The organism is Cupriavidus sp. OV096 (genome assembly GCF_900115455.1).
In the GTDB taxonomy this organism is placed as follows: domain Bacteria; phylum Pseudomonadota; class Gammaproteobacteria; order Burkholderiales; family Burkholderiaceae; genus Cupriavidus.
Genome location: NZ_FOWM01000009.1, coordinates 1 through 23,017, shown reverse-complemented (window position 1 = coordinate 23,017; position 23,017 = coordinate 1). Strand labels below are relative to the sequence as shown.

Genomic DNA, 23,017 nt, shown 5'->3' with positions numbered 1-23,017 from the left:
GACTTACTCCTCGCCCGTGGCCCAGCGCATGAGGTCTGCCACGCGCGTATAAAGCGCGCGATCGATCGGGCGGTCCAGTGGCACGCTCATGTAGAGCCTTTGTGCGAGGTCGGAATCGAACGCCGAGGGAATCAGGTAATCGGCCGCCGCCTGCCGGATGCGCGCGGCCACGTGGCCACCGCCCTTGGCCAGCACGCGCGGCAGCGTGCCCGGGCCGTCGTAGCGCAGCGCCACCGCGTATTGCGTGGAATACACCACCGCCGTGGACACGCGCACGCGCTCGCCCACGCCGAAGAACGCCGCCTCGAAGAAGGCCGCGCGGCGCCGCCCGGCCATGATCGGGTCGCCCTGCGTGTCCTTGTGCTCGCGCCGGTACTCCTCCACGCTCATGCGCTGCTGCTTCATGAACTGGTAGCGCTCGTGCACGTAGTCCACCACGGCCATGATCAGGTAGATCAGCGCGGCCCAGCAGCACATGCGCAGCAGGATGTAGGCCACCAGCACCAGGATTTCGGCCGGTCGGGCGTGGCCCGAGCGCACGCCGTCCTCGATGGCGCCGAGCGCGAGGATATAGACCAGCCCGCCCAGCAAGGCGATCTTCAGCACGATCTTGGCGAGGTTGACCAGGTTCTTCACGGCGAACATCCGTTTCAAACCTTCAGCGGGATTCAGCCGCGCCATGTTCGGCTTGATCTGCTCGAATGCCACCAGCGGCCCCACCTGGACGAAGGCGCCGAGGATGCCGCACACCAGCGCCACGGCCGCCACCGGCAGCACGCCCATCAGCAGGAAGCGCGCGCTGGCCTCGCCAAGCACCAGCATTTGCTGATCCTGCAGATGCTGCGGTACGGCACCCATCGCGCTATGCCAGAGCGCCTGAAACAGCCGTACGAAGTAACGGCCGAGCACCCACAGCAGGGCCAGCACACCGAGGAACACCACGGAGGACGTCACGTCCGTGCTGCGCGGCACCTCGCCGCGCTTGCGCGCCTCGTCCAGCTTGCGGCGGGTCGCTTCGAGGTTCTTCTCGCCGTCCTGGCTCATGGGCCGCCTCCCCCTCCTGCGCTCATGCCCTTGCGCAGCAGGTCGATCAGGGTATTGTCGGGCCGCAGGAAGCCCTGCAGCGTGTCCACCATCACCGCCAGCATCAACACCAGCATCAGGAACGCCACGGTGATCTTCACCGGCTGGGCGAACTGGAACACATCGAACTGCGGCACGAAGCGCGCGATCAGCGCGAAGCCCAGCTCCACGATGACGAGCAACAGCAGGATCGGCGCGGCCAGCTTCACCACCCACGAGAACAGCGTGCCGGCATAGGCGCCGGCGAACCCGATTGACGACAGCGACAGCTCAGGGCCGAACGACATCACCGGCCAGAACGCGAACGACTCGATGATCACGCCCGTCATCGCGAAAAACCCGCCGAACGAGGCAAACAGCGCGATGCCGAGGTGGGACAGCAGGTTCTCCATCGGCCCGTCTTCCTGCTGGGTCACCGGGTCGAAGAAGGTGGCGTTGCCGGAGCCGGTCTGGAAGTCGATCAGCTCGCCCACCATCTGCAGCGCCACGAAGAACAGGCCGAAAGCCATGCCCAGCAGCAGGCCGATGAACGCCTCCTTGAAGATCAGCACCAGCCACAGGCCGTTGGCGATATGGTCCAGGTCCACCCGCGCGCCGGGCGAGACGAACAGCGCGATGGCCAGCACGATGCCGTTGCGCGCCACGCCGGGCACGGCCTGATGCGACAGGAACGGCAGCACGGTAAACGCCGTGAGCAGGCGCGGCATGACCAGCACGATGGGCATGACCACCTCGCGCCCCCAATGGAACAGCCATGCCGGATCGATGGTGGAGCCCGGCATGCGCTATGCCGCTCCGTCCACATGATCGGCACGATCGGCACGATGCCAGCCCCGTACGGCGGCCTCGTCCACGGCCTCGTCGTCGCGGCGTTCCAGCCCCGCGCGGGCGTCGGCCCGGGCCCGCGCCACCAGTTCACGCGCCCCGACCAGCCGCCCATGGGCGCGCAGCAGCGCCTGACGGCTCTCCTCGAACACGGTGCGGCGGCGTTGGACCTCGTCCAGCGCCTCGGCCAGCCGCGTGTTGGCGCGCCCGATGCGGGCGTCGAAGGCGGCCTGCCAGCCCTGCGCGTCCAGCAGGCCGGACACCGACACCCCGCCCTGCGTGGCGCCATCGCGCAAGCGGGTGATAAAGGCGGCGCGCTCGGCCAGTGCGCCCTGCACGGCCTGCTGGGCGGTTTCGGCATCCCGCAGGCCTTCCATCACCCAGGCGCGGTGCTGCTGCATCACGCGCGTGGCGTCCTCGTGGCGACGCTGGCGCACCGATTCAAGCTGGGCGAGTCGCGGATCGTGGCTCATGGTTTCGCTTCCTGCCGGATGGCCTGCGCCAGCTTGGCGAGCGCCCCGGCAAAGGTGTCGAGCCGGATCGCCGGCTGGGTCAGGTAGGCGCGGATCGCGCCGATGGCGCCCACCGCCACGTCGGCCACGGCATCGGCGCCGGGCCGGTACTCGCCAATCTGCAGCAGCAGCTCCATGTCCTGGAACTTGGCCAGCAGCTGGCGCAGGCGCAGGGCGTCCTGCTGATGCGGGCCAGCCGCCACCTGCGGCATCACGCGGCTGACCGACTGCAGGATGTCGATGGGCGGATACTGGCCCGCGCTGGCGAGCTTGCGGGACAGCACGATATGGCCGTCGAGGATCGAACGGACTTCCTCGGCAATCGGGTCGCTGTCGTCCTCGCCTTCGGTCAGCACCGTATACGCGGCGGTAATCGACCCCTGTACGCCGGTGCCGGCGCGCTCCAGCAGTTGCGGCAGCATCGAGAACACCGAGGGCGGATAGCTGCGCCGCGTGGGCGGTTCGCCGCCGGCCAGCCCGATTTCGCGCTGTGCGCGGGCCAGCCGCGTCAGGGAGTCCACCAGCAGCAGCACGCGCTTGCCCTGGTCGCGGAAGTGCTCGGCGATGGCCGTGGCGGTGTAGGCGCAGCGCACGCGCTCCATCGGCGAGCGGTCGGACGTGGACACCACCAGCACCGTGCGCGCCATGCCCTCCGGGCCCAGGCTGTATTCGATAAACTCGCGCACTTCCCGGCCCCGCTCGCCCACCAGCGCCACCACGTTCACATCGGCCGCCGAACCCCGCGCCAGCATGCCGAGCAGCGTGCTCTTGCCTACGCCCGGCGGCGCGAAGATGCCCACGCGCTGGCCTTCGCCCAGCGTCAGCAGGCCGTCGATGGCGCGCACGCCAGTGGCCAGCGGCTCGCGGATCAGGCGGCGCGTGAGCGGATCGGGCGGCTCGTTGTCGATGGGCACGCGCGTCACGCCCACGAGCGAGCCCTTGGCATCGATCGGCTCGCCCAGCGCATCGAGCACGCGCCCGAGCAGCGCGGCGCCGGCCGGGCATTGCGGCCCGTGCATCGCCGGCACCACCTCGGTCAGCGCGGAAATGCCGGTGATGCGCCCCAGCGGCGTCAGCACGGCAGTCTGCTGCATGAAGCCGACCACCTCCGCCAGCAACGGCGCCTCGCCCGGCGTGACCAACTGGCAGATCTCGCCGACATGCGCCTGGATGCCGGTGGCATGGATCAGCATGCCGACGGCCTTGCTGACGCGGCCACGCATCGCCACCGGCGTGAAATGGTCGAAGGCGCGGCCCAGGTCGGCGGCGGCATGCTGGAGCGCAGCCTGGATGTCGGCGGCGGGCAGTTCGGTCGCCATGGTCGTCTCCGTCAGCTAGCCTGCAGGCGCCGCGCGAACGCCTCCAGCTGGGCCTGCAGGCCCACTTCCATCGTCCCGGACGGGGTCAGGATGCGGCAGGCATCGGCTTCCAGGCTCCCTTCCACCACCACGTTGGCGCGGCGCGGCCAGTCGAGCGTTTCGGCCAACTGGTCGAGCAGGCCGCGCACGGTCTGTTCGCGACCGAGCGGAATCTGGATGGTGATGAACGGCTCGGCGCGCACCAGCGCCTCCACGCGTTGCAGCGCCACTTCGAGGATGATGTCCGGGTCCAGCTCGCCCGCGATCTGCTGCACGGCCTTCATGACGATCTCGGCCATGGTGCGGCGCATGCCGGTGAGCTGCCGCTCGGCCTCGGCCGCCGCGCTGACCTGGGCCGCCGCGTGATCGGCCTGCGCGCGGGCCCAGCCGTCGCGGTAGCCGTGCTGGCGCCGCTGCTCGGCCTCGCGCTGGGCCTCGGTGCTGATGTGCAGCGCCTCGCGCCGGGCGGACTCGATGACCTCCGCCGCATCCATCAGCGCCGCGTACTCTGCCTCCTTGAGCACCTTGCGCTCTGACAGCAGCTGCAGGTTCTCGCTCGTGATCAGAAAAGCCAGTGCCATGCCGGGAACCGTTCGGGAATCAGGTTAAGCAGCAGGAGTTCGCGCAACTGCGCGGCCTGCGCGCGGGTCAGCGCCACGGGCGGCAGGGCCGCCAGCCGGCGCGGGAACTTGCGCATCAGCGCCTGCCGCAACGGGGCGCCGTAGCCGGCCATCAGGCCGCACAGCAGCCGGTAGCCACGCTCGGCCATCACACGGCCCACGCCGGGCGGGCGGGCGCGCAGCGGGGCGAGGTTCATCGGCAGTTCGCTGAGGTCCGGCACGCGTTTGAGCAGGAAGGCCACCGCCTGCGCGTCGATCCGCCGCGCCACGCGGCGCATGGCGCGCGGCAACTGGCCGATCAGCGAGCCGGCGATCGATTCGATATTGGCGAGCGGCGCCGGCACGATGCGGCGCTCGCTGGCGAAGCCGGGCTTGTGCACGGCCAGCCCCACCCAAAGTGCCAGCAGGCGCAGCGCGGGACGGTCCATCAGGACGATGCGCGGGAGGACATCGGCGCGGGCATCGCCATCGCCGGTCAGCACGCGCACGAGGGTGTCCCGGGTCACCACGTCGGCGGCAAGACCCAGTGGCGCGGCCAGCAGGTCTGCCGCCGCCGCGCCGAAACGCGCAGGCCGGCGCCACGCGAGCGGCCAGTCGGCGGGCAGCCAGCTCGGATGCAACTGCGCCAGCGGCCGTTGCAGCAGCCCCACCACGGCCCGGGCCAGCGCGGCATCCGGCAGGGCCGGCAATGCCGGCGCCAGCGCCGTGGGCAGCGCGGCGGCGGGCAGGCTCATGACAGGCCCCGCGACGGCGCACGCGGCGGCCAGCGCAGCCCGCCACGCTTCCAGGCCAGTGCCCCGGTGGCAATCAGCGCGGCGGCGAGCACCACCATCAGCGCGATCAACGCAAAGCGGCCCACCGGGAACGCCCCGGGCACCGCTGCTGCATGGGCGACGGGCGTGAACGGCCGCGCCTCCACCAGCGACAGGGACACGCTGTCATGCGTCACCCCCTCGATGCTGTGCGCCACCATGTCCTTGACGGTCGGCACCAGCAGCCGCAGGTCCACATCCGGCCGATGCTTGATAAAGACGGCCGCCGACGAGGGGCGGATCTTGTCGGAGAGCGGATCGGTGGCCGGAATCACCACGTGTACGCGCGCCGTGACCACGCCATCGATATTGCGCAGCGTCTCGGACAGCTCCTGGGAGAGCGCATAGATATAGCGCATGCGCTCCTCGGTAGGCGTGGCCACCAGCCCCTGCTTCTGGAACACCTGCCCCAGCGAGGCGAAGCGCTCGCCGGGCAGCCCCTCGCTACGCAAGATCTCCAGCGCGGCGGGTAGCTGCGACTCCTCCACGCGCACGCTCCAGTTGCCGTCCTGGTTACCGCCCCCCGATTCGCCGGCGCGCGCTTTCTCGGCGTTGAGCCCATCGGCGGTCAGCGCGGCCAGGATCTGGTTGGCCTCGTTCTCGTTCAGGGAGGCGTACAGGTCCACCTTGCAGCCGGCCAGCGCCAGCGCGGCGAGCAGCGGCAGGGCCAGCCGCGCGCGGCACATCCAACGGGGAAGGGGTGCGGTCATTGCTGGTTCTTCAGCAGGCTGTTGAACAGGTTGGTGCCGGCGCTGCCGATGCTCGACGTGACGTGGATCGACGAAAACAGCTCGAGCGACTGGGTCTGGAGCATCATGGCCTGATAGACCACGTCGGAGGTGCTGCCGGTGTGGATGGCGGCGAACATGCCTTCGCGCATTTCCTGCAGCCGTGTGGCCTGCCGCGCGGCTTCCTCGCCGGCCGACACGTAGCTGGAGCGGATGGCATTGCCGAGTGTGGTGGACGACGGGTCGCTGGCGGCCTGCGCCGCATGGGCACCGCGCGAGCCATCGGCGGCCTGGCCGCCGCGCACCATATCGGAAAAGGTCTGGGCGTCGGCGGGGTTGGCCTGACTGGCGTGAGTCGGCGCGGCAGGCGGCGCCTGGTGCGCGGCCAGCGTGGCGGCGTCCGAGGTCGGGCCCGCGTTGCCCCCGGCGCCCGCTACGGCCCCGGTGGCGGCAATCGTGGTGGGATCCATGGTGGTTCTCCCTGTTTCGATTTGACGACGATTTGCTCCCCTCTCCCGCATGCGGGAGAGGGGCCGGGGGAGAGGGCCTGAGTCTCTCGAAGCGATATCGCCCCTGGAACCGCCTGCCCTCTCCCCCGCCCCTCTCCCAAGGGGAGAGGGGAGAACCCAATCGGCATTGCGAACGTCAGTTCGTGCGCGAGGTCTGCTTCACATCCTGCATGGCGCCCTGGATCAGGTTCGCCTTCTGCGTGTTGTGTGCCATCTCGCTGCTGACGACCGCGTTCTGGCGCGTCAGCGTGTCCTGCAGATTCAGGATGTTCACGGAGAACTCCTGCGCCTTCTGCTGGATCTCGTTCATCTTGGCGTTCAGGTCCACTTCATTTGCCATGGTTTGCTCCTTGGTGGGTTGACGACCTTCCGCCAGGCCCCCAAAGGCCGGCGGCATCTGCATCGCGTGATGCAAATTACTTGCGTTGCGGCGGCGCGGGCGCCGGGCTGTCGCGCAGCACCACGCCATCCGCGTCGATTCGTTCGATTTCGGCACCGTTCTTGAGCACCGCCCCTTCGAAATACCGGCTGCCGTTGGCCAGCTGCACCGAGCGCTTGCCCTCGCCGTCCTCGGTGATGCTGACCACGCGGGCTGGAAACACGCCCTGCCAGTTCTCCATCTGGCCATCCCGCACCTGCCGGCGGCGGTTGTCCACCGTTTCGCGGTAGTCGATGCGGTCCGTGACCAGCACGCCCGGGTGCAGGTCTTCGGTCAGCCGCTTGACCTTGTCGCGCCCGGCCGACGGATCCGCTGTGCCGCTGAGCAGCACGCGGCCCTGCCCCTGATAGGCGATGCCCACGCCGGGCTCGTCCAGATAGCGCTGGATGTGCTCGATCAGATCGTCGGCGGAACGGAGCTGCTGCTGCACCGCGCGGCCATAGGGCGCCAGCGCCTGCGTCACGCGCTGGCGGTCCACACGTGAATTCACGAAGCCGCGCACCGCGACCGTGCCGTTGGGCTGCGAGACCACCTCCAGTTCGGGAAACGCTGCCACGGTCTTGCGTACCGCCGCCGGGTCCACCTGCGCGCCGGGCACCGGGGCGCCGCGCTGCGAGAGCGTGGCTGCGGCCCAGCCGGCGCCGACCAGCAGCACCGTGGCCGCCACACCCATCGCCGCCATCAGGGCGCGCCCATGACGGCGGGCCGCTTCGCCCTCGCCCTGCCCGTCCGCCTGCCGCTCGGCGCGGCGGCCCGACTCGGCCCAGGCGAACAGGGTGTCGGTGGCTTCCGTCGCCGCCGGCTGCGCGCGCAGCAGCTCCACATCGAGCGAGCCGATAGTCAGGATGTCTCCGCCGGCCAGCGCGAACACGCGCTGCGTGGTGGGACGGCCGTTGATCTCCACGGCGGCATCGCCCACGCGCTCGGCCGAGACCGCCACGTCGCCCACGTTGAGCACCAGATGGCGCGGCTGCACGTCGGCGCCGGGCACGCTGATGTCCACCTCGCCGGCGGCACCCAGCACGTTCTCGCCGCGCCGCAGCGTGACGAGACGGCCGTAGACATCGCCCCCGAGGAACCGGAGCGACCAGCCCGAGTTGCCCTCATGCAGGATGTCGGCCATTTAGCTCATCCCCGGCAGCACGAGGCGCGGCGTGAGCAGGTAGAAGCGCTCCATATTGTTCTGGCGCTTCTCCTGATACTTGAACAGATTGCCGATGATCGGCACGTCCTGCAGCAGCGGCACACCGGACGAGGCGTTGATGCGCTCCTCGGTGGTATACCCCGCGATCAGCAGGCTCTTGCCCTCCTCCACCATCGCCTGCGTGGTGATCGAGCGGCGCCGCACCACCGGAATGCGATCCACGGTTTCGCCCGACAGGTTGCCGTCGGCAATGTCGATGGTCAGCATCACCGCGCGGCTCTGGCTTTCATCGACCACCAGCGGCGTCACCCGCACCGCCGTGCCGGCGGTCACGTTGAAGAGGCCGGCGTCCTGGAAGCCATCCACCCGCACATAGAACTCCTGGAGGTTCTCCAGCGCGGCTTCGGTGTTGTCCAGCGTCAGCACCTTGGGCCGGGCGACGAAGTTCGCCTGCCCCCGGTCCGCCAGCGCCTTGACCCGTGTGAGCAGGAAGCGCGTGACATCGTTGCCGATGGCGCCCGTGAACTGCAGGCCGGAAGCCGCCGACGCCGCCGTGGTGCCCGCCTCCGAGGTCAGGTTGCCGAAGGTCAGCGGCGCGTTGTTATTGCCCCCGCCGATCTGGAGGTCCACGTGCCGCGTGTGCAGGCGCCAGTCCACGCCGAGGCTGTCCAGGTCCTCCTGGCTGATGTCCATGATCGTCACCTCGATCTCGACCAGACGCGGCTTCACGTCCAGCGATTCGATCAGGCGACGGTACTGGGCCATGTGGTCGGGCGTGTCGCGCACGAGCACGGCGTTGAGCCGGGTGTCGGCCTGGAACTGCGGCAGTTGTCCGCTGCCCCAGGCGTTGCCCTGCACGTCGGCGGCGATCATGCCGTTCCCGCCCATGCTGTCGAGCACCTGGCCCGGATCGGCGGATGGAATGCTCATGCCGCCGCTGTCGCCGGTGCGCAGCTTGGCCATGCGCGTGGCGCCACGGCTGGTGCCCAGGCTCGGGTTCGAATTCGCCAGCGATCCGCGATTGCGGCCATAGAGATTGCGCAGCACGCTGACCACGCCGGGCACGGTCATCTCCTTGCCGGAGCGGTTGATGCGAAAGTCAGACGCCCACGAGTACTTGAGCGGGAAGAGCTGCACCTCGGCGCGGTCATCGGCGATGGAGCGATCGTCCACGGCGCGCACGGCGGCCCGCACCGTCTCCACATAGCGCTTGGGCCCGGAGACCATCAGCGTGCCTTCGGCGTCGTTGATGGTGATCGGATAGCGCGCATCGGGCACCTGCATCCGTACCAGCGACTCGCGCAGCCGCGTGCCGGCCCCGCGCGCAATCGGAATCACCTCGTTGCGCGCCTCGTTGGCCACGTCGATATAGAGCAGCGAGCCGTCGTAGTAGTACGTCAGCCCGAACATCGCGCAGACGCTGCGCAGCACGTGCTGGGCGGATTCGGTGAACTTGCCGCTGATGGTGCCCTCCACCTTCGGGTCGATCACGGCGGTGGTGCCCTGCGAGGCGGCCAGCTCGCGCAGGAAGTCCGGCAGCCGCTTGTCGCTGGCGGTGGCGGCGAACGGTTTGCCGGACCAGCGCAGGTCGGCCGCCTCCGCTGCCCCGGCCGTAGCCAGCAGGCACAGGCCCAGCAGCAGCGCCATGCAGGTGCGCTGGATCTTGTTTCGGTGCTCCCCAGGGTGCGGCGTCATGTCGGCTCGGTCTCTTTCGGTTCTTGTGGAAGGTTGCGGAGCACTTCAGAGAAACGTCAGCATCGTTTGCAGCGCGCGCTGCGCAAAGCGCATCACTTCGCCGCCCAGCCAGCCGCCCAGCAGCACCAGCGACACCAGCACGGCAATCAGCCGCGTGGACGTGCCGATGCTCTGGTCCTGGATCTGCGTGACGGCCTGCAGCACGGCCACCACCAGCGCCACGACGGTGCCAATCAGCACCACGGGCAGCGTGACCCACAGCACCACCAGCAGCGCCTGGCGGGTGATGTCGAGGATGGTGTCGGCGGTCATGGCGGTCTTACTCGCTCGGCGGGTTCTGGATCCAGCCCACCGGCACCAGCGTCACGTCCTCGTCGACCTCCTGGTAGGACAGCACGGCGATACGCGGCGCCACGGGCTCGATCAGCCGTTTGATATAGCGCCGCACATCGGTGCTGACCACGACCACCACGCGCGCGGCGCCGGCTTTCTCCAGCAGCACGCGCAGTTGCTCGCGGATGTCGCGCGTCACGTCGTGGCTCAGCAGCAGAATGTTGCCGCGCGCCGCGCGCTCGATGGCGCCCTGCACGCGCGCTTCAAGCGCCGGTTCGAACAGCACGGCATCGATCGACCGTGCCGGTCCCACGTGACGGCTGGTGATCAGTCGGCCCAGGTCCACGCGCACCAGTTCGGTCAGCGCGATGGCGTCGGTCTCCTTCGGCGCCCAGGTCACCAGGCTTTCGAAAATCGTGCGCAGGTTGCGGATGGGCACGCCCTCCTGCAACAGGCGGCGCAGCACGTCGGTGATGCGCTGCAGCGGCACGACCCGGGCCAGTTCCATGACCAGGTCCGGTGCGTCGGCCTGCACCACGTGGATCATCGCCTGCACGTCCTGAATGCCGAGCAGCGGCGCCGCGTGCTGCTTGATCATGGCGCCGACGTGCACGGCCAGCACTTCCTCGCAGGACAGCGTGCGTACGCCCTCAGGCGGCGGCGCGTCGCCGGCGGGCGCGGGAATCCACACCACCTCCGGAAACGGGCCAAACGGCACGCCGACTTCTGCCTCGCCCTGGTCGATGCGGGCGCGCGCGCCGGGCTCCAGCAGCCGCTTGCCGGGGCGCAGCACGCCGGCCGACGCCACCACGTCCTGCACGCGGATGGCGTAGGCGTCGCGCTCGGCCAGCGGGCGATGCGCGATCCGCAGCCGGGGGAAGACCATGCCGAGGTCCGCCTCCACCTCGCCCTTGGTGGTGGTCATGCGCTGTTCGAACTGGCGCAGGTCGATGCGGCCCCGCAGGGCGTCGTCCAGCTCCAGCGCCAGCGCCGGGGCCACGGCGGCGGCATTGGCGTCCGCCTCCGCATCGCCCATCTCGATCCACGTAACCGTGCCGGTGCTGCGCGCGGCGCGGCGCATCAGCAGGTAGCCGCCGCCGGCCACCACGATGGCCATGATCCCGAAGGTCCACTTGGGGAAGCCCGGCACCACCAGGAACACGGCGATGGCCAGCCCCGACACCACCAGCGCCTTCGGCTGGCCCAGCAGTTGCCGGCCAATCACGTTGCCCAGGTTCAGCGAGCGGGTGCGGTCTTCATCGGACGAGACCCGCGTGATAACCACGCCGGCCGCGATGGACACCAGCAGCGACGGGATCTGCGACACCATGCCGTCGCCAATGGTCAGGATGGCGTAGCGCTGGAGCGCCTCGCCGATGCTCATGTCCCGCATCAGCGTACCGATGCAGATGCCGGCCAGGATGTTGACCAGCGCGATCACCACGCCGGCGATGGCGTCGCCCTTGACGAACTTCATCGCGCCATCCATCGCGCCATGGAGCTGGCACTCCTGTTCCAGCGCGCGGCGGCGGTCCTGCGCCTGGGCGGCCGAGATGGTGCCGGCGCGCACGTCGGCGTCGATGCTCATCTGCTTGCCCGGCATGGCATCCAGCGCGAAGCGCGCGCCGACTTCCGCCACGCGCTCCGAGCCCTTCGCGATGACGATGAACTGCACGATGGCGATGATCAGGAACACCACGCCGCCCACCACCACGTTGTTGCCGACGATCAGCTTGCCGAAGGTATCGATGATGTGGCCCGCGTTGGCGTGCAACAGGATCAGCTTGGTCGAGGCGATATTGAGCGACAGCCGGAACAGCGTGGTGAACAGCAGCAGCGACGGGAACGTGGACAGCGACAGCGCGGACGGGATATAGGTCGCCACGATCAGCAGCGTCAGGCTCATGCCGAGATTGATCGTGAGCAGGAAGTCGAGCAGGAACGTGGGCAGCGGCAGCACGAACAGCGCAATCACGGCGAACAGCAGCAGCGTCAGCGCGAGGTCTGACTGGCGCGACGCGACAGCGGCCATCTGCTGGAGCCCCGGTGAAGCGGGCCCCAGACCACCACGTGGGAATGCCGGAAGTTTTGCCGGGAATTTCGCCATGAATCAGCCCAGGTTGAGCGGAGTTTCGACAGTTGCCGCAGTGTATGGGCCACCTCCGGGCGCGACCAGTACCGAGGATTCGTAGCGCATGGCGCACACGCCGCGCCATGCGACGCCCAACCGCGCCACGGCGGGGGCTAGCGGATGCGGGCAGGTGGGGGCCTACAAGGGCTCGTAGTGGACGCGGCTGCACCCGGCTGCGTATCGTTGGCTCGAATCGAGTTGGCGCGAATTGACAGACACCCCTTCCATCCATCAACCGGGACCGACCGCACCGCGACATGCCATCGAACGTGGCCACGCTGGACACCGCGCCAGACCTGCCTCATGTGGAGGCCGACACCGCGCGCCTGATGAACTGGCTGACCTGCCGCGCCGCACCCGTGCCGCTGCGGCTGGCCGGCCATGACTGGCGCGCCCGCTTCGTGCCGCCGGACGGCGCCATCGCCGCACGTACAGCGCAGGGCTATGCCTTCACGCTCGGCACGCGCCACGGCCGTATCTGCCTGGACGTGGCGAGCGAACGGACCCTGCTGGGCGTGCCGGGTGCCGCCGAGGCGCTACCTGTGCTGCTGCGCCACGCAATCATGGCCGATGCCTGCGCCGACGTGGCCGCTGCCGTTGGCGCCGTGCAGCCGGACGCGCTGACGTGGCATCCGGCGCCTGCCGCGTGGCCGTCGAATCTCGCCGCGCTCGGTGTGGAACTCACGCGCCCCGGCGCCGCGCCGCTGCGCGCGGTGCTGCAGTTCGAAGCGCCGGAACGGCTGGCGGCATTGCCCGCCGCGCCGCCCGCGCGGACCGCGCCGTGGCTGGCTGCCCTGCCGGCCCCGCTGGCCGTACGCATCGGCACCACCACGATCACGGTCGGCGAGATGCGAGAGATCGAGCCGGGCGACATCGTCAGCATCGAGCGTTGGCAGTCGCAGGCGGGCGCGCTGGTGGTGCGCTGCGCCACGGGCCAGCGCGGCATGACGTGGACCGCCGTGGCCGAAGGCCGCCGCGTGACGGCGCTGGACGACATCACCTTCCTCCATGGAGCCCATATGGCAGACACGCATCCCGAAGGACACCGCGCCGCCGAGCCCGGCGCGCCGGCCGACATTCCCCATCCCGACGCGGCGCAGGCGACGCTTTCGCACCTGGACGGCCTGGAGGTAGAACTGCGGTTTGAAGTTGGCGATGTGGCGGTGCCGCTGGCCGAACTGCGCGCCGTGAAGCCCGGCTACGTGTTCGAGCTGCCCCAGCCGCTCAAGCAAAGCGAGGTGCGCATCGTGGTGAACGGCAACCGCATCGGCACCGGCACGCTGATCGCCGTGGGCAACCGGCTGGGCGTGCGCGTGGCGACCTTCGCGGCAGGCGACGCATGAACAACGGCCTCTACAATCCGGTACTGATCCTCACCGTCATCCTCGCCTTCGGCGTGGCGCCGTTCGTGGCGTTGATGGTGACCAGCTACACCAAGCTCGTGATCGTGTTCGGGTTGCTGCGCGCCGCACTGGGGCTCCAACAGGTGCCGCCCAACATGGTGCTGAACGGCATCGCCATCATCCTGACCGCCTACATCATGGCGCCGATCGGCTCCGACGCGTTCGACGCCATGAAGCGCCGCGCCGAGTCCAACGCCGCGTTCAACGTGGGGGACGTGGTGGTGGTCTACGACGCCGTGAGCGGGCCGCTCAAGGCGTTCCTGGTGAAGCACACCGAGGAACGTAACCGCACCTTCTTCGTCCAGTCGGCCAAGCGGATCTGGCCCGAGGGCCGCGCCGATGACCTCAAGGCGGACGACATGATGGTGCTGATCCCGAGCTTCACGCTCTCCGAACTGACGCGCGCGTTCCAGATCGGCTTCGTGGTCTATCTTGTGTTCGTCGTAGTGGACCTGATCGTCGCGGCCATCCTGCTCGCGCTGGGCATGTCGATGATCGCCCCGACCACCATCTCGGTGCCGTTCAAGCTGCTGCTGTTCGTGATGCTGGAAGGCTGGACGCAGCTGATACAGGGGCTGGTGCTGTCGTATCGGTAGCGGCTGGCAGCGGCCTGGCACAGCCCATGCATGCGCTGACGTCATGACCGCATGCGCAGATTTCGTTTCTCGCGTCATCGCGGCGCCCCTAACATCGGCCTGAACTGCCATAAAAGGGAGAGAGAGACATGCAAGCCAGCGCCCCCGCCTACGCGGCCGACCAACCCCGTGTCGGCGCCAGCCAGCGACGCCGCGCCATCATCGCCACGGTGATCGGCAACGGGCTCGAATGGTTCGATTTCACGGTGTACAGCTTCTTCGCCGTGATTATCGCCAAGCTGTTCTTCCCCACCGGCGACGAACTGACTTCGCTGCTGCTGGCCGTGGCCACCTTCGGCGTGGGCTTCTTCATGCGCCCCGTGGGCGGCATCATCCTCGGCATCTACGCCGACCGCGTGGGCCGCAAGGCCGCGCTCTCGCTGACCATCCTGCTGATGGCGCTGGGCACCACGCTGATCGGCATCGCCCCCACCTATGACCAGATCGGCCTGTTCGCGCCGCTGCTGATCGTGGTGGCCCGGCTCATGCAGGGCTTCTCCGCCGGCGGCGAGATGGGCGGCGCCACCGCCTTCCTGACCGAATACGCGCCGGAAAACCAGCGTGCCTATTACTCGAGCTGGATCCAGGCCAGTATCGGCGTGGCCGTGCTGCTCGGCGCCGCCGTAGGCACTTTCGTCACGGCCTCCCTGAGCACCGAGGCGCTCAATAGCTGGGGCTGGCGCCTGCCGTTCCTGCTGGGCATGGTGATCGGCCCCGTGGGCTACTACATCCGCCATCACCTGGAGGAAACGCCCACCTTCCGCGAGACCACCGACAAGACCGACTCGCCGCTGACCGAGGTGCTGCGCGACTACCCGCGCCAGACCGCCGCCAGCTTCTCGATGGTGATCCTGTGGACGGTCTGCACCTACGTGCTGCTGTTCTACATGCCGACCTACGCCGTGAAGGTGCTGAAGGTGCCGCAATCCACCGGCTTTGTCGCCGGCATGGCCGGGGGCATGGCGATCATGGTGTTCGCGCCCATCGTCGGCCTGCTGGCGGACCGCATCGGCCGCCGTGGGCTGCTCTCCGGCGCCGCCGCGCTGATCTTCGTGCTGGCCTGGCCGATGTTCGCCTACATCAACCACGCCCCGGGGCTGGCCTCGCTGCTGGTGTTCCAGGTGGTGTTCGGTGTGCTGATCGCCACCTATACCGGCCCGATCCTGGCCGCCTTCTCGGAGCTGTTCCCGGCCAAGGTGCTGTCCACGGGACTTTCCGTGGCCTACAACATGGCCGTGACGATCTTCGGCGGCTTCGCCTCGTTCTTCATCACGTGGCTGATCGCCACCACGGGCAGCACGATGGCACCGGCCTTCTACGTGATGATTGCCGCCGCCATCAGCTTCGTCGGCACGCGTCTGGTGCGCGAGCCCGCCTATCTTCGCAAGCATTGAACGGAAGTCTTTCCGCTACAGCCTCATGACTCAAATCCTGCTCCAGGGCGGCAACGTCCTCGACCCCGCACGCGGCACGGTGCTGCCGCGCCATGATGTCCTGATCGACGGCGAACGGATCGTCGAAGTCTCGGCCACGCCCATCCACGCGCCGCAGGCCACCGTGATCGACGTGACCGGCAAGACCGTGATGCCGGGCCTGATCGACTGCCACGTGCACGTGCTGGCCTCGCTGGCCAACCTCGGCGTGAACGCCGTGCAGCCCAACGTGCTGGTGGCCTTCCGCGCCATGCCGATCATGCAGGGCATGCTCGAGCGCGGCTTCACCACGGTGCGCGATGCGGGCGGTGCGGACTGGGGCCTCTCGCAGGCCGTGGCGACCGGGCTGATTCCGGGGCCGCGCATCTTCCCGTCCGGCAAGGCGCTCTCGCAGACTGGCGGTCATGGCGACTTCCGGCCGCGTTCGGACACGCTCGAGCCCTGCTCGTGCGCCTTCCGTGCCGGGGCCATCGCCCGCGTGGCGGATGGGGTCGATGCCGTGCGCCTCGCTGTGCGCGAGGAAATCCAGAAAGGCGCCACGCAGATCAAGATCATGGCCTCGGGCGGTGTGGCATCGCCGACCGACCCCATCGGCAACACGCAGTACAGCGAGGACGAGATCCGCGCCATCGTGGCCGAGGCCGAGGCCGCCCAGACCTACGTGATGGCCCATGCCTACACGGGCCGCGCCATCACCCGCGCCGTGCGCTGCGGCGTGCGGACCATCGAGCACGGCAATCTCGTCGATGCTGCCGCGGCCCGCGTGATGCGCGAGCACGGCGCCTTCGTCGTGCCCACCCTGATCACCTACGACGCGCTGGCGCGCGACGGCGCACGCCTCGGTCTGCCTGCCGACTCGGTCGCCAAGATCGAAACCGTGCGCCAGGCCGGACGCGATTCGCTGGCCATCTACGCCGAAGCCGGCGTGCAGATGGGCTTCGGCTCGGACCTGCTCGGGGAAATGCACCAGTACCAGTCCGAGGAATTCCGCATCCGCGCGGAACTGCTCGGCAACCTCGAGGCGATTCGCTCGGCTACCTCCATCGCCGCCGCCATCCTCCAGCGCGACGGGGAACTCGGCACGGTACGCGCCGGCGCGCTGGCCGACCTGATCGCCGTCGATGGCGACCCGCTCACCGATATCGGCGTGCTGGCCGGCCCCGATGCCCGCATTGGGCTCGTCATGCAGGCCGGCCGGGTGCATCAGGCACCTCGCTAGTGCAAGACTCGGGGGACGAACGGTAAAACGTGTCGCCGCCCGGCGTGGGACTTATCATGGCGGCTCCTGCCGCCATGTTTTCGTTCCCCCATGCGCATCTCACCCCTGCCGCCCCTGCCCTGCCTGGTCGCCTTCGAATCGACCATGCGCCACGGCAGCTTCACGCGCGCGGCCACAGAACTCCATCTCACCCAAAGCGCCATCAGCCGGCAGGTAGCGCAACTCGAGCGCTTTCTCGGCAAGAAGCTGTTCGTGCGCGAACCACGCGCGCTGCGGCTGACCGTGGCCGGCCAGCAGTACGCCGAGCAGGTGCAGCGCCTGCTGGTGGCCTGCGCCGAGGCCACGGAAGACGTGATGAAGCGCAAAGGGCAGGTGGAGCTGTCGGTGGCCTGCTCGTCCGGCGTGGCGGTGCTGTGGCTGGCGCCCCGGCTCGCCGCGTTCCGCGCGCAGCATCCCGACTACCGCGTGCGACTCATCGTCAACGACAGCCTGGCCTCGCTGGCCGGCACGGACTTCGATATCGCCCTCTACTACCTGCGCGAAGGTGCCCCGAGCGGCCTGGCCGCGCGGCGGCTCTACGACGAGGAGGTCTTCCCCGTGTGCGCGCCCAGCTACCTGCGCGGCCGCAAGCTGGCCGTGGCTGACCTGCCGAAGGAGACGCTTCTGGTGCTGGAGGACGCCCAGCGGCAGTGGATGTCATGGCCGACGTGGCTTACCCGCAATGGCCTGCGCGATCCGCGCATCGAACATGAACTGGTGGTCAACGCCTATCCGGTGCTCGTGCAGATGGCCATCGAGGGCCAGGGCATCGTGCTCGGCTGGCGACACATGATCGACAACTGCCTGGATGCTGGCGTGCTGGTGCGGGCCTGCGATGCAAGCGCCTCGCTGGGCGGCGGCTACTACGCGGTCTGGCCGCGCGACCGCGTGGAGCCGGCGGCGGCGCGCTCGTTCCGGAATTGGCTGGTGGAACAGAGTGGTGCGCAGGCGTAGCTTGCCAATACGCCGCTAGGCCACGCCCACGCCCTTCCGCACCGCCTCCAGCACCTGCGCGACAACGCCGTCGCGCCAGTCATCGGCGTCCCCATAAAACGCCCGCCAGACCGCAAGCTTGATCAGCGCGCGCTGGTTCTCGTCAGCCTCGGGGTGGCGATGGAGCCAGTGGTCGCCGCGCAGCGCATCGAGAACCTCCGCCAGTGGCAGCGTGCCGAATTCGAGCGCGATACCCGCATAGTCGATGCTGCCCAGCGTCTGCGGCACCGCCTGCCACGCCAGCCCCGTGAGGTTGGCCGACGTCGACGAGCCGTCATAGATCGACGTCACACCCGCTCCCCAGATCTCGCGGGCCTTGGCGATTTGCGCGGGCTCGTCCGGCCCCATATAGATCGGCTCGCCATAGCCCCACGGGCCGAGGCCGGTGTGGATATCGATCCAGCGCAGCACCTGCCGGTCCGCGCCAAAACGCGCCAGGATGCGCCGCAGCGTGTAGTTGCTCCAGGCCGGCTCCTGCCCACCGAAAAAGAGCCCGCCCGGATCGTGATACTGCCCGGCGCTGACCGCCGCCTGATACCACCCCATCCCACGCTCGGCCGCAATCTTCATCAGCGCGGCCTGATCCGCATCCGACGCCGGCCAGTGTGCCGGCAGCAACAAGGGCGCCACCTCCGCATACGGCGCGTTCGTCGGCAACGGTTGATCGAAATCGATGAAATTCCGATTCAGATCGACGTTGTCCTCATTGACCCGCCGCAGGTGCGAAAACCCGTACGGATTCACCGCATGCACGAACAACAACGCATAGCCGGCCTGGCGGCACTCGGCATGGAGCGCGGTATCGCCCAGCAAGGCCACTTGGGCACCGGATCCGCAAAACCCTTCGGCGCCGTGGGTGCCGGAAGTGATCATTAATACGCGCAGCGCATCAGCGGGGCCAATCCACGCCACGTCGATGGCAAGCACCTCGCCTTCGCTGCCGGTTTCGGTGGGATGGGGAAATTCAGTCAGCGTGGCGCCGGCCTGGCGCGCTGTGGTGAGGAATTTCTGTCTTGCTTCCGCGTAGCGCTGGGCAAAGCAGCGGGCGATGGGGCTGGCGCTGGCAGGCATGGCGGGGCCTGGAGGGAGTGGAGATTTGTTTATTTAACGCCATTTTTTGGGGGTGTGCCAAGGCTTACCGTGGAGGATGCCGAAGCCAGCATCCTCCCAACGACTTCTGTTACTTCGCGGCCGTCTTGACCTGATCGCCCGTATAGCTCAGCGACGAGAGATCCTCTTTTGCTTTTTCCGGCGTTTCCAGTTCCAGCACGACGCGACCAACCATCAGGCCCATCGACGGCGAACTGCGTACGTATTTGGTTTCCCCGGAATCAAGCACGAAGCTGAGGGTCTTCTCCGTCTCGGTGGCAGCCGAGGCAACGTATTTACCGGCGGGCCGATCCACAAAGAAGAAGCCGCCGGGCTTCGATTCGCCCACCACTTCGTTATTCAGGCGGAGATCGGGCTGGACGGCAACTCCAAACATCGACGCCGAGCGCAGGAAATAAACGCGACCTTCGCCCGACTTGAGCGACGGGATCGAAGACGCCATTTCCGAATGCTTCACGCCAGAAGCGCAACCGGCCATCAGGAATGACAACGCCATACCGGTCAGCGCGAGGCGAACGACTCGTTTCATTCAACTTCTCCAAATGTTATGGGTACTGCGGTGGAAAGCGGGGAATAGTGCTCCTCCCCGGGAAGATAAAACCCGACTAGCCGGCGATCTCTTACGACCAGATAGGCTTCGTGGACCTGACGACCTTCGATGGTGAAAATGGTGCCGAATGGGCGGTAGACGTCGCCCTGGGGGACTTGGCCGATGCGGGACCAGATGGATTTGTCGCGTAGGGTGCGGGTATAGCCGGTGTCCAGTTTGACTGGGACGTCGGACTGGAACTGGATGCGGTTATTGTCTGTGCTCGGCTGCACAAGCGCGAGGTGCGCAGGCGATGTGGAGATCATTGGGGCGCATGCTGTCATGGCGACAACGGCCACAATTGAGAAAACAAAGCGAATAGCTTTCATAAGCATAAAGAATGAAGATCAAAACATCGATGGAAAACACCGAATCCTACCGAAGACTGATTCGTTCGACACTGCCGCCTACCACCCTGCCATCGACGGCGCAGTGAGCACAAAGACGTCATGCTCGGCACTCTCTGATCGAATAAAGGCAGCCGCAGCGTAATTGTTCCGTTCGGCCTCCCGACGATCAACAGGAGGATCAACTCCATCCCAAACGCAATCTAGCCTCGCTTCGAATCCTGGCGCGTGCCAAATACCTCCTTCAACCCGGGCAATGACCAGCCCTTGCTCCACCGCCCCTTCACAAATTTTGAGCGCTGCTTCCTTAGTCAGCTTCATCACAACACTTCCGCCGAGGGAAAAGAAGTCCTCCGATGAGGTGTAGCGCTGCTGGAGATCGATCTTCATTGCAGTCATTTCCACTGAATTCGGCTGTCGGGTATCCAACCTGGGTCATTCTTTCCACTTACCTGAACAACCTCGCCTGTCCGATTATTTACTACGACGTAACCATTTTTTGATCCATATACAGATGCAGGATCGTTCCTCGGCAAACCATCTGGTGTTTTAGATGCGGATCGGTTGTCGAATGTAGTACCGACCGGCCCATCACTAATGACGGTTCTCACGCCTTGTTGCGTCCACCCTCGCGCGCCGAGTTGGCCGGCAATCTTACTGTCGATAGTGACATTGGCTACCGGCATTCCAATGCCGTTCTGAATCTGCGCGATAAGCGTGAGACCCGCGCAGAGCGCCGGCATCAGCATACACCCGGGATTACTCAGAATCGTTGGTCCCTGTGGCCCGCTTGCTGGCGTACCCGTCAGCGTCCCGCCCTGCGGCCCATTGTTCGGCGTCCCAATGGGACACCATCATTCTCTACTTCTAGCGGATTCGTCAGCGGGTCGGTCTTCCGCGGACCGTTGTTCGGGAAGGCGGTGCCGCCAGGCCCACTGGGCGCCGGCTTCGGGACCATCGCGGCACTGGTCGCGTTATTGATGGCCTCGTTCTGCGCAGCCAACCCGGCGGAAGTTACGTCACGCCCCAACAGCGCGCCAGTCTGTCTTTTTTTGGAACTTGCGCATGGCACGAAGAAGGAAACTGAGCTTAAGGCAGTGAGCGTCAACTCCAAATAACAATTGATTTTCCTGGAACGCGAAGTTGCATTGCCTCAGGGCCGAAATAAGCATCGCTCGTTAACGCCACCTTCACGCAAACACCATTATCTAGGACAATGATCGCTTCTTCCGTAGTTTCCTCAACCCTCACAACGATCGAGCCAGTTAACGGCGAGCGCTCTGGATCCTTGAAAGTTACCTCATAACTATTATATATATTTAAAGTTATACCCTCCTCAAACATGACTCCACCGTCCTGTGGAGTCATGTCAATTTCAACAATTTTTTTACCGACGAGAATCGAAAGCGCGCTCGGCATAATACTTTCCTCACTTGGTTATTGGAAAATGCGACTGTGAATTCGGCAAAGTTTTTCCAGTATATGGATCAACTCCTTGCGGCTTTGGCTGAGCCGAGTTTTCATATTTTACATATCCATCCGGATAGCCCGGACTCGCCCCCCTCGGTTGAGTCGGATCCATAATCCGTATCGTTGAAACTTTCCCATTTTCACCGCCCGCCCCTCCCGTGAACGCTACGCCGGTTTGATTGCCCCCTGGGTTCAAGACTGGGGTGGGACCGGTTGCGCCGTTGGGAACTGGGTAGACAGTCCCTCCTGACGAAACGATGAAGTTCGGTGCACCGCCCTTCGCACCGCCAAGGACCAACGGGCTCGGCCCAACCATCGGGGGCGCGACTCCGTTGCCCGAATTGGGGACCGTGCCTGCCTGACCAAACGCACGCCGCTGCTGCTCAAGCAGTTTGCGCACTTCGTCAGGAACCGTTGGCTTCTTTGAACCGCTCGTCGCATTGTTCAGCGCCTCATTCTGCGCCGCCATCCCGGCGGAGGTAACATCGGCGCCCAACAGCGCGCCAGTTGCTCCTCCAATCAGCGTCGCAAGCCCAACCGTAATAGCCTGCCGAATCTTGTCATCGCTGTAGTTGATGACATTGCTGCCCGCGTAGACCTCGTCCCGAATCAATGGGGCCGCAATGGCACTCGCCGCGCCGCCGATCGCGCCTCCTGCACAATCACCACCTGTAAGGCCCTGCGCAGCACACCCCACCAGCGCATGTCCCAACACATTGGTCAGGATCGTCGAGGAGTCCGAGCCCGGCATGCCAATACCCGGCGCGCTTACTCCCACGGCGTTGGCCCCAACTGCTGCCGCATCCCTTACCAGCCCACCCACGAACGCCTGCCCAAAGCTTCCGCCATAGGCCACGGTGTTCACGCCCGCGCTGATGGCAGAGCGGACTACCGTTGCTTCGACGTAATTCCCCAGGTTCGCCTGCACCGCAGCCCAGTCGCCCTTGGCGATGTTGTCGCCAAAGCTTGTCACCCCGGGAGAGCTGAGGTCCAAAGCTCCCATCGCGCCTTGGGTCAGCCCGGCCGTTAGGCCGGATACCGCGCCCGCTTTCAGCGCGGCGCCGAGGTTGAGCGAGCCCGTGGTAATGACCTGCGTCACCATGCTGGACAACGTACCGGCAACCAAGCCGGAGATCGCCGCCGATAGCGCGACGCCCATCACGGAACCGGCAAACGTCGCACCAAATGCCGCTGTGACAACAACCGCCCCCGCCCCAGCCGTAACAATCGAGATCGCCACCGCCGCGACCATCGCCACAATCTGGCCGATGATGCCGAAGCCCTTCTTTTCCTTGATAAACCGGGTGTGGATGTCGTCCTGGAGCGTGTCCTCGGTGTAGTTCAGCCCGAGGCTCTCCTTCAATTGCGCCACCAGCGCCGCGCTGGCTTCCTCGTCCACGGTGCCGTCGGCTCGGGTGATCCGGAACGCGTCGTTCACCGCGTGGATCGTGCCGGCGTCGATGTCCATGCGCATCGCCGACAGGAACCCGCCCGGCTGCACCACCGTGCCCGTCACCACATTCCAGCCGCCCTGCGCCTTGTACGCATTCGTGCCGATGTCGACCACGTTCGGGCTCAGGTCCAGGCTGC

Annotated in this window: 25 protein-coding genes; 5 read left to right on the top strand and 20 right to left on the bottom strand. The window is 67.0% G+C overall.

All coding sequences use genetic code 11. The features are described from left to right. Nucleotides 1-3 precede the first annotated feature (3 nt). The 13 genes from BM115_RS19055 to sctV all read right to left on the bottom strand — a co-directional run bounded on the left by BM115_RS19055 (nt 4) and on the right by sctV (nt 12,165). A complete protein-coding gene (locus BM115_RS19055; RefSeq protein ID WP_092297547.1) occupies nt 4-1,044 on the bottom strand; it encodes an EscU/YscU/HrcU family type III secretion system export apparatus switch protein in 1,041 nt (346 codons plus the stop codon). Continuing rightward, complete coding sequence (gene sctT, locus BM115_RS19050; protein WP_092297544.1) at nt 1,041-1,865, bottom strand: type III secretion system export apparatus subunit SctT; 825 nt, start codon at nt 1,863-1,865, stop codon at nt 1,041-1,043. Before sctT ends, BM115_RS19055 begins: the two co-directional genes overlap by 4 nt. Nucleotides 1,866-1,868: 3 nt before the next feature. After that, nucleotides 1,869-2,381 carry a flagellar FliJ family protein gene (locus BM115_RS19045; protein WP_092297541.1) on the bottom strand — a complete coding sequence of 171 codons (513 nt, stop codon included), beginning with the start codon at nt 2,379-2,381 and terminating at the stop codon, nt 1,869-1,871. Then, nucleotides 2,378-3,739: a FliI/YscN family ATPase gene (locus BM115_RS19040; protein WP_092297538.1), complete on the bottom strand. Its 1,362-nt coding sequence runs from the start codon at nt 3,737-3,739 to the stop codon at nt 2,378-2,380. The genes BM115_RS19045 and BM115_RS19040 overlap by 4 nt, the downstream gene beginning before the upstream one ends. Nucleotides 3,740-3,750: 11 nt before the next feature. Further along, nucleotides 3,751-4,359, bottom strand: coding sequence for a type III secretion protein (locus BM115_RS19035; protein ID WP_092297535.1), 609 nt, complete (start codon nt 4,357-4,359; stop codon nt 3,751-3,753). Beyond that, nucleotides 4,341-5,132, bottom strand: coding sequence for a type III secretion system protein SctK (locus BM115_RS19030; protein WP_092297532.1), 792 nt, complete (start codon nt 5,130-5,132; stop codon nt 4,341-4,343). The genes BM115_RS19035 and BM115_RS19030 overlap by 19 nt, the downstream gene beginning before the upstream one ends. Continuing rightward, complete coding sequence (gene sctJ / locus BM115_RS19025; RefSeq protein WP_255370902.1) at nt 5,129-5,920, bottom strand: type III secretion system inner membrane ring lipoprotein SctJ; 792 nt, start codon at nt 5,918-5,920, stop codon at nt 5,129-5,131. The genes BM115_RS19030 and sctJ overlap by 4 nt, the downstream gene beginning before the upstream one ends. After that, nucleotides 5,917-6,408: a hypothetical protein gene (locus BM115_RS19020; protein WP_092297527.1), complete on the bottom strand. Its 492-nt coding sequence runs from the start codon at nt 6,406-6,408 to the stop codon at nt 5,917-5,919. The genes sctJ and BM115_RS19020 overlap by 4 nt, the downstream gene beginning before the upstream one ends. 175 nt (nt 6,409-6,583) lie before the next feature. Next, nucleotides 6,584-6,787 (bottom strand): hypothetical protein, encoded by a 204-nt coding sequence (locus tag BM115_RS19015; protein ID WP_092297932.1) that lies wholly within the window; start codon nt 6,785-6,787, stop codon nt 6,584-6,586. Between the two features lie 76 nt (nt 6,788-6,863). Next, nucleotides 6,864-8,009, bottom strand: a complete 1,146-nt coding sequence (locus BM115_RS19010) for a BON domain-containing protein (RefSeq protein ID WP_092297524.1) — start codon at nt 8,007-8,009, stop codon at nt 6,864-6,866. Continuing rightward, nucleotides 8,010-9,725 carry a type III secretion system outer membrane ring subunit SctC gene (gene sctC, locus BM115_RS19005; RefSeq protein ID WP_092297522.1) on the bottom strand — a complete coding sequence of 572 codons (1,716 nt, stop codon included), beginning with the start codon at nt 9,723-9,725 and terminating at the stop codon, nt 8,010-8,012. 45 nt (nt 9,726-9,770) lie between these two features. Beyond that, nucleotides 9,771-10,037 (bottom strand): flagellar biosynthetic protein FliQ, encoded by a 267-nt coding sequence (locus BM115_RS19000; RefSeq protein WP_092297519.1) that lies wholly within the window; start codon nt 10,035-10,037, stop codon nt 9,771-9,773. A 7-nt stretch (nt 10,038-10,044) separates the two neighbouring features. Further along, nucleotides 10,045-12,165, bottom strand: a complete 2,121-nt coding sequence (gene sctV, locus BM115_RS18995) for a type III secretion system export apparatus subunit SctV (RefSeq protein WP_092297516.1) — start codon at nt 12,163-12,165, stop codon at nt 10,045-10,047. A gap of 281 nt (nt 12,166-12,446) precedes the next feature. On the opposite strand from sctV, the gene sctQ reads away from it, so the two are divergent. From sctQ to BM115_RS18970, 5 genes are all read left to right on the top strand, one after another. Further along, nucleotides 12,447-13,532, top strand: a complete 1,086-nt coding sequence (gene sctQ / locus BM115_RS18990; RefSeq protein WP_092297513.1) for a type III secretion system cytoplasmic ring protein SctQ — start codon at nt 12,447-12,449, stop codon at nt 13,530-13,532. Continuing rightward, entirely contained in the window at nt 13,529-14,188 is a 660-nt protein-coding gene (sctR, locus tag BM115_RS18985; protein ID WP_092297510.1) for a type III secretion system export apparatus subunit SctR, read from the top strand. The genes sctQ and sctR overlap by 4 nt, the downstream gene beginning before the upstream one ends. 128 nt (nt 14,189-14,316) lie before the next feature. Then, nucleotides 14,317-15,621: an MFS transporter gene (locus tag BM115_RS18980; protein WP_092297507.1), complete on the top strand. Its 1,305-nt coding sequence runs from the start codon at nt 14,317-14,319 to the stop codon at nt 15,619-15,621. A 25-nt stretch (nt 15,622-15,646) separates the two neighbouring features. Then, a complete protein-coding gene (locus BM115_RS18975) occupies nt 15,647-16,879 on the top strand; it encodes a metal-dependent hydrolase family protein (RefSeq protein WP_092297504.1) in 1,233 nt (410 codons plus the stop codon). A gap of 90 nt (nt 16,880-16,969) precedes the next feature. Beyond that, nucleotides 16,970-17,872, top strand: a complete 903-nt coding sequence (locus BM115_RS18970; RefSeq protein WP_092297501.1) for a LysR substrate-binding domain-containing protein — start codon at nt 16,970-16,972, stop codon at nt 17,870-17,872. A gap of 15 nt (nt 17,873-17,887) precedes the next feature. On the opposite strand, the gene BM115_RS18965 is transcribed toward BM115_RS18970, so the two are convergent. The 7 genes from BM115_RS18965 to BM115_RS18935 all read right to left on the bottom strand — a co-directional run. After that, nucleotides 17,888-18,982, bottom strand: coding sequence for a M14 family metallopeptidase (locus BM115_RS18965; protein ID WP_092297498.1), 1,095 nt, complete (start codon nt 18,980-18,982; stop codon nt 17,888-17,890). A gap of 109 nt (nt 18,983-19,091) precedes the next feature. After that, nucleotides 19,092-19,550: a DUF2846 domain-containing protein gene (locus BM115_RS18960; RefSeq protein ID WP_092297495.1), complete on the bottom strand. Its 459-nt coding sequence runs from the start codon at nt 19,548-19,550 to the stop codon at nt 19,092-19,094. Further along, nucleotides 19,547-19,876 (bottom strand): hypothetical protein, encoded by a 330-nt coding sequence (locus BM115_RS18955; protein WP_255370900.1) that lies wholly within the window; start codon nt 19,874-19,876, stop codon nt 19,547-19,549. Before BM115_RS18955 ends, BM115_RS18960 begins: the two co-directional genes overlap by 4 nt. Before the next feature lie 141 nt (nt 19,877-20,017). Then, a complete protein-coding gene (locus BM115_RS18950) occupies nt 20,018-20,347 on the bottom strand; it encodes a colicin immunity protein (protein WP_092297487.1) in 330 nt (109 codons plus the stop codon). A gap of 5 nt (nt 20,348-20,352) precedes the next feature. Further along, nucleotides 20,353-20,643, bottom strand: a complete 291-nt coding sequence (locus BM115_RS18945) for a colicin E5-related ribonuclease (protein ID WP_255370915.1) — start codon at nt 20,641-20,643, stop codon at nt 20,353-20,355. 418 nt (nt 20,644-21,061) lie between these two features. Continuing rightward, nucleotides 21,062-21,376 (bottom strand): hypothetical protein, encoded by a 315-nt coding sequence (locus tag BM115_RS27140; protein ID WP_143093919.1) that lies wholly within the window; start codon nt 21,374-21,376, stop codon nt 21,062-21,064. 10 nt (nt 21,377-21,386) lie between these two features. Then, a partial coding sequence (locus tag BM115_RS18935; protein WP_218158044.1) for a DUF637 domain-containing protein occupies nt 21,387-23,017 on the bottom strand: 1,631 nt, incomplete at its 5' end.

Coding starts and splice junctions, on each gene's coding strand:
- BM115_RS19040 (WP_092297538.1), bottom strand. CDS start 3,739: ATGGCGACCGAACTGCCCGCCGCCGACATCCAGGCTGCGCTCCAGCAT.
- BM115_RS19010 (WP_092297524.1), bottom strand. CDS start 8,009: ATGGCCGACATCCTGCATGAGGGCAACTCGGGCTGGTCGCTCCGGTTC.
- BM115_RS18975 (WP_092297504.1), top strand. CDS start 15,647: ATGACTCAAATCCTGCTCCAGGGCGGCAACGTCCTCGACCCCGCACGC.
- sctT (WP_092297544.1), bottom strand. CDS start 1,865: ATGCCGGGCTCCACCATCGATCCGGCATGGCTGTTCCATTGGGGGCGC.
- sctJ (WP_255370902.1), bottom strand. CDS start 5,920: ATGACCGCACCCCTTCCCCGTTGGATGTGCCGCGCGCGGCTGGCCCTG.
- BM115_RS19035 (WP_092297535.1), bottom strand. CDS start 4,359: ATGGCACTGGCTTTTCTGATCACGAGCGAGAACCTGCAGCTGCTGTCA.
- BM115_RS18955 (WP_255370900.1), bottom strand. CDS start 19,876: ATGATCTCCACATCGCCTGCGCACCTCGCGCTTGTGCAGCCGAGCACA.
- BM115_RS19045 (WP_092297541.1), bottom strand. CDS start 2,381: ATGAGCCACGATCCGCGACTCGCCCAGCTTGAATCGGTGCGCCAGCGT.
- BM115_RS19020 (WP_092297527.1), bottom strand. CDS start 6,408: ATGGATCCCACCACGATTGCCGCCACCGGGGCCGTAGCGGGCGCCGGG.
- BM115_RS19030 (WP_092297532.1), bottom strand. CDS start 5,132: ATGAGCCTGCCCGCCGCCGCGCTGCCCACGGCGCTGGCGCCGGCATTG.
- BM115_RS27140 (WP_143093919.1), bottom strand. CDS start 21,376: ATGCCGAGCGCGCTTTCGATTCTCGTCGGTAAAAAAATTGTTGAAATT.
- sctQ (WP_092297513.1), top strand. CDS start 12,447: ATGCCATCGAACGTGGCCACGCTGGACACCGCGCCAGACCTGCCTCAT.
- BM115_RS18950 (WP_092297487.1), bottom strand. CDS start 20,347: ATGAAGATCGATCTCCAGCAGCGCTACACCTCATCGGAGGACTTCTTT.
- BM115_RS18945 (WP_255370915.1), bottom strand. CDS start 20,643: ATGCCGGTAGCCAATGTCACTATCGACAGTAAGATTGCCGGCCAACTC.
- BM115_RS19055 (WP_092297547.1), bottom strand. CDS start 1,044: ATGAGCCAGGACGGCGAGAAGAACCTCGAAGCGACCCGCCGCAAGCTG.
- BM115_RS18960 (WP_092297495.1), bottom strand. CDS start 19,550: ATGAAACGAGTCGTTCGCCTCGCGCTGACCGGTATGGCGTTGTCATTC.
- sctC (WP_092297522.1), bottom strand. CDS start 9,725: ATGACGCCGCACCCTGGGGAGCACCGAAACAAGATCCAGCGCACCTGC.
- BM115_RS19000 (WP_092297519.1), bottom strand. CDS start 10,037: ATGACCGCCGACACCATCCTCGACATCACCCGCCAGGCGCTGCTGGTG.
- sctV (WP_092297516.1), bottom strand. CDS start 12,165: ATGGCGAAATTCCCGGCAAAACTTCCGGCATTCCCACGTGGTGGTCTG.
- BM115_RS19015 (WP_092297932.1), bottom strand. CDS start 6,787: ATGGCAAATGAAGTGGACCTGAACGCCAAGATGAACGAGATCCAGCAG.
- BM115_RS18980 (WP_092297507.1), top strand. CDS start 14,317: ATGCAAGCCAGCGCCCCCGCCTACGCGGCCGACCAACCCCGTGTCGGC.
- BM115_RS18965 (WP_092297498.1), bottom strand. CDS start 18,982: ATGCCTGCCAGCGCCAGCCCCATCGCCCGCTGCTTTGCCCAGCGCTAC.
- BM115_RS18970 (WP_092297501.1), top strand. CDS start 16,970: ATGCGCATCTCACCCCTGCCGCCCCTGCCCTGCCTGGTCGCCTTCGAA.
- sctR (WP_092297510.1), top strand. CDS start 13,529: ATGAACAACGGCCTCTACAATCCGGTACTGATCCTCACCGTCATCCTC.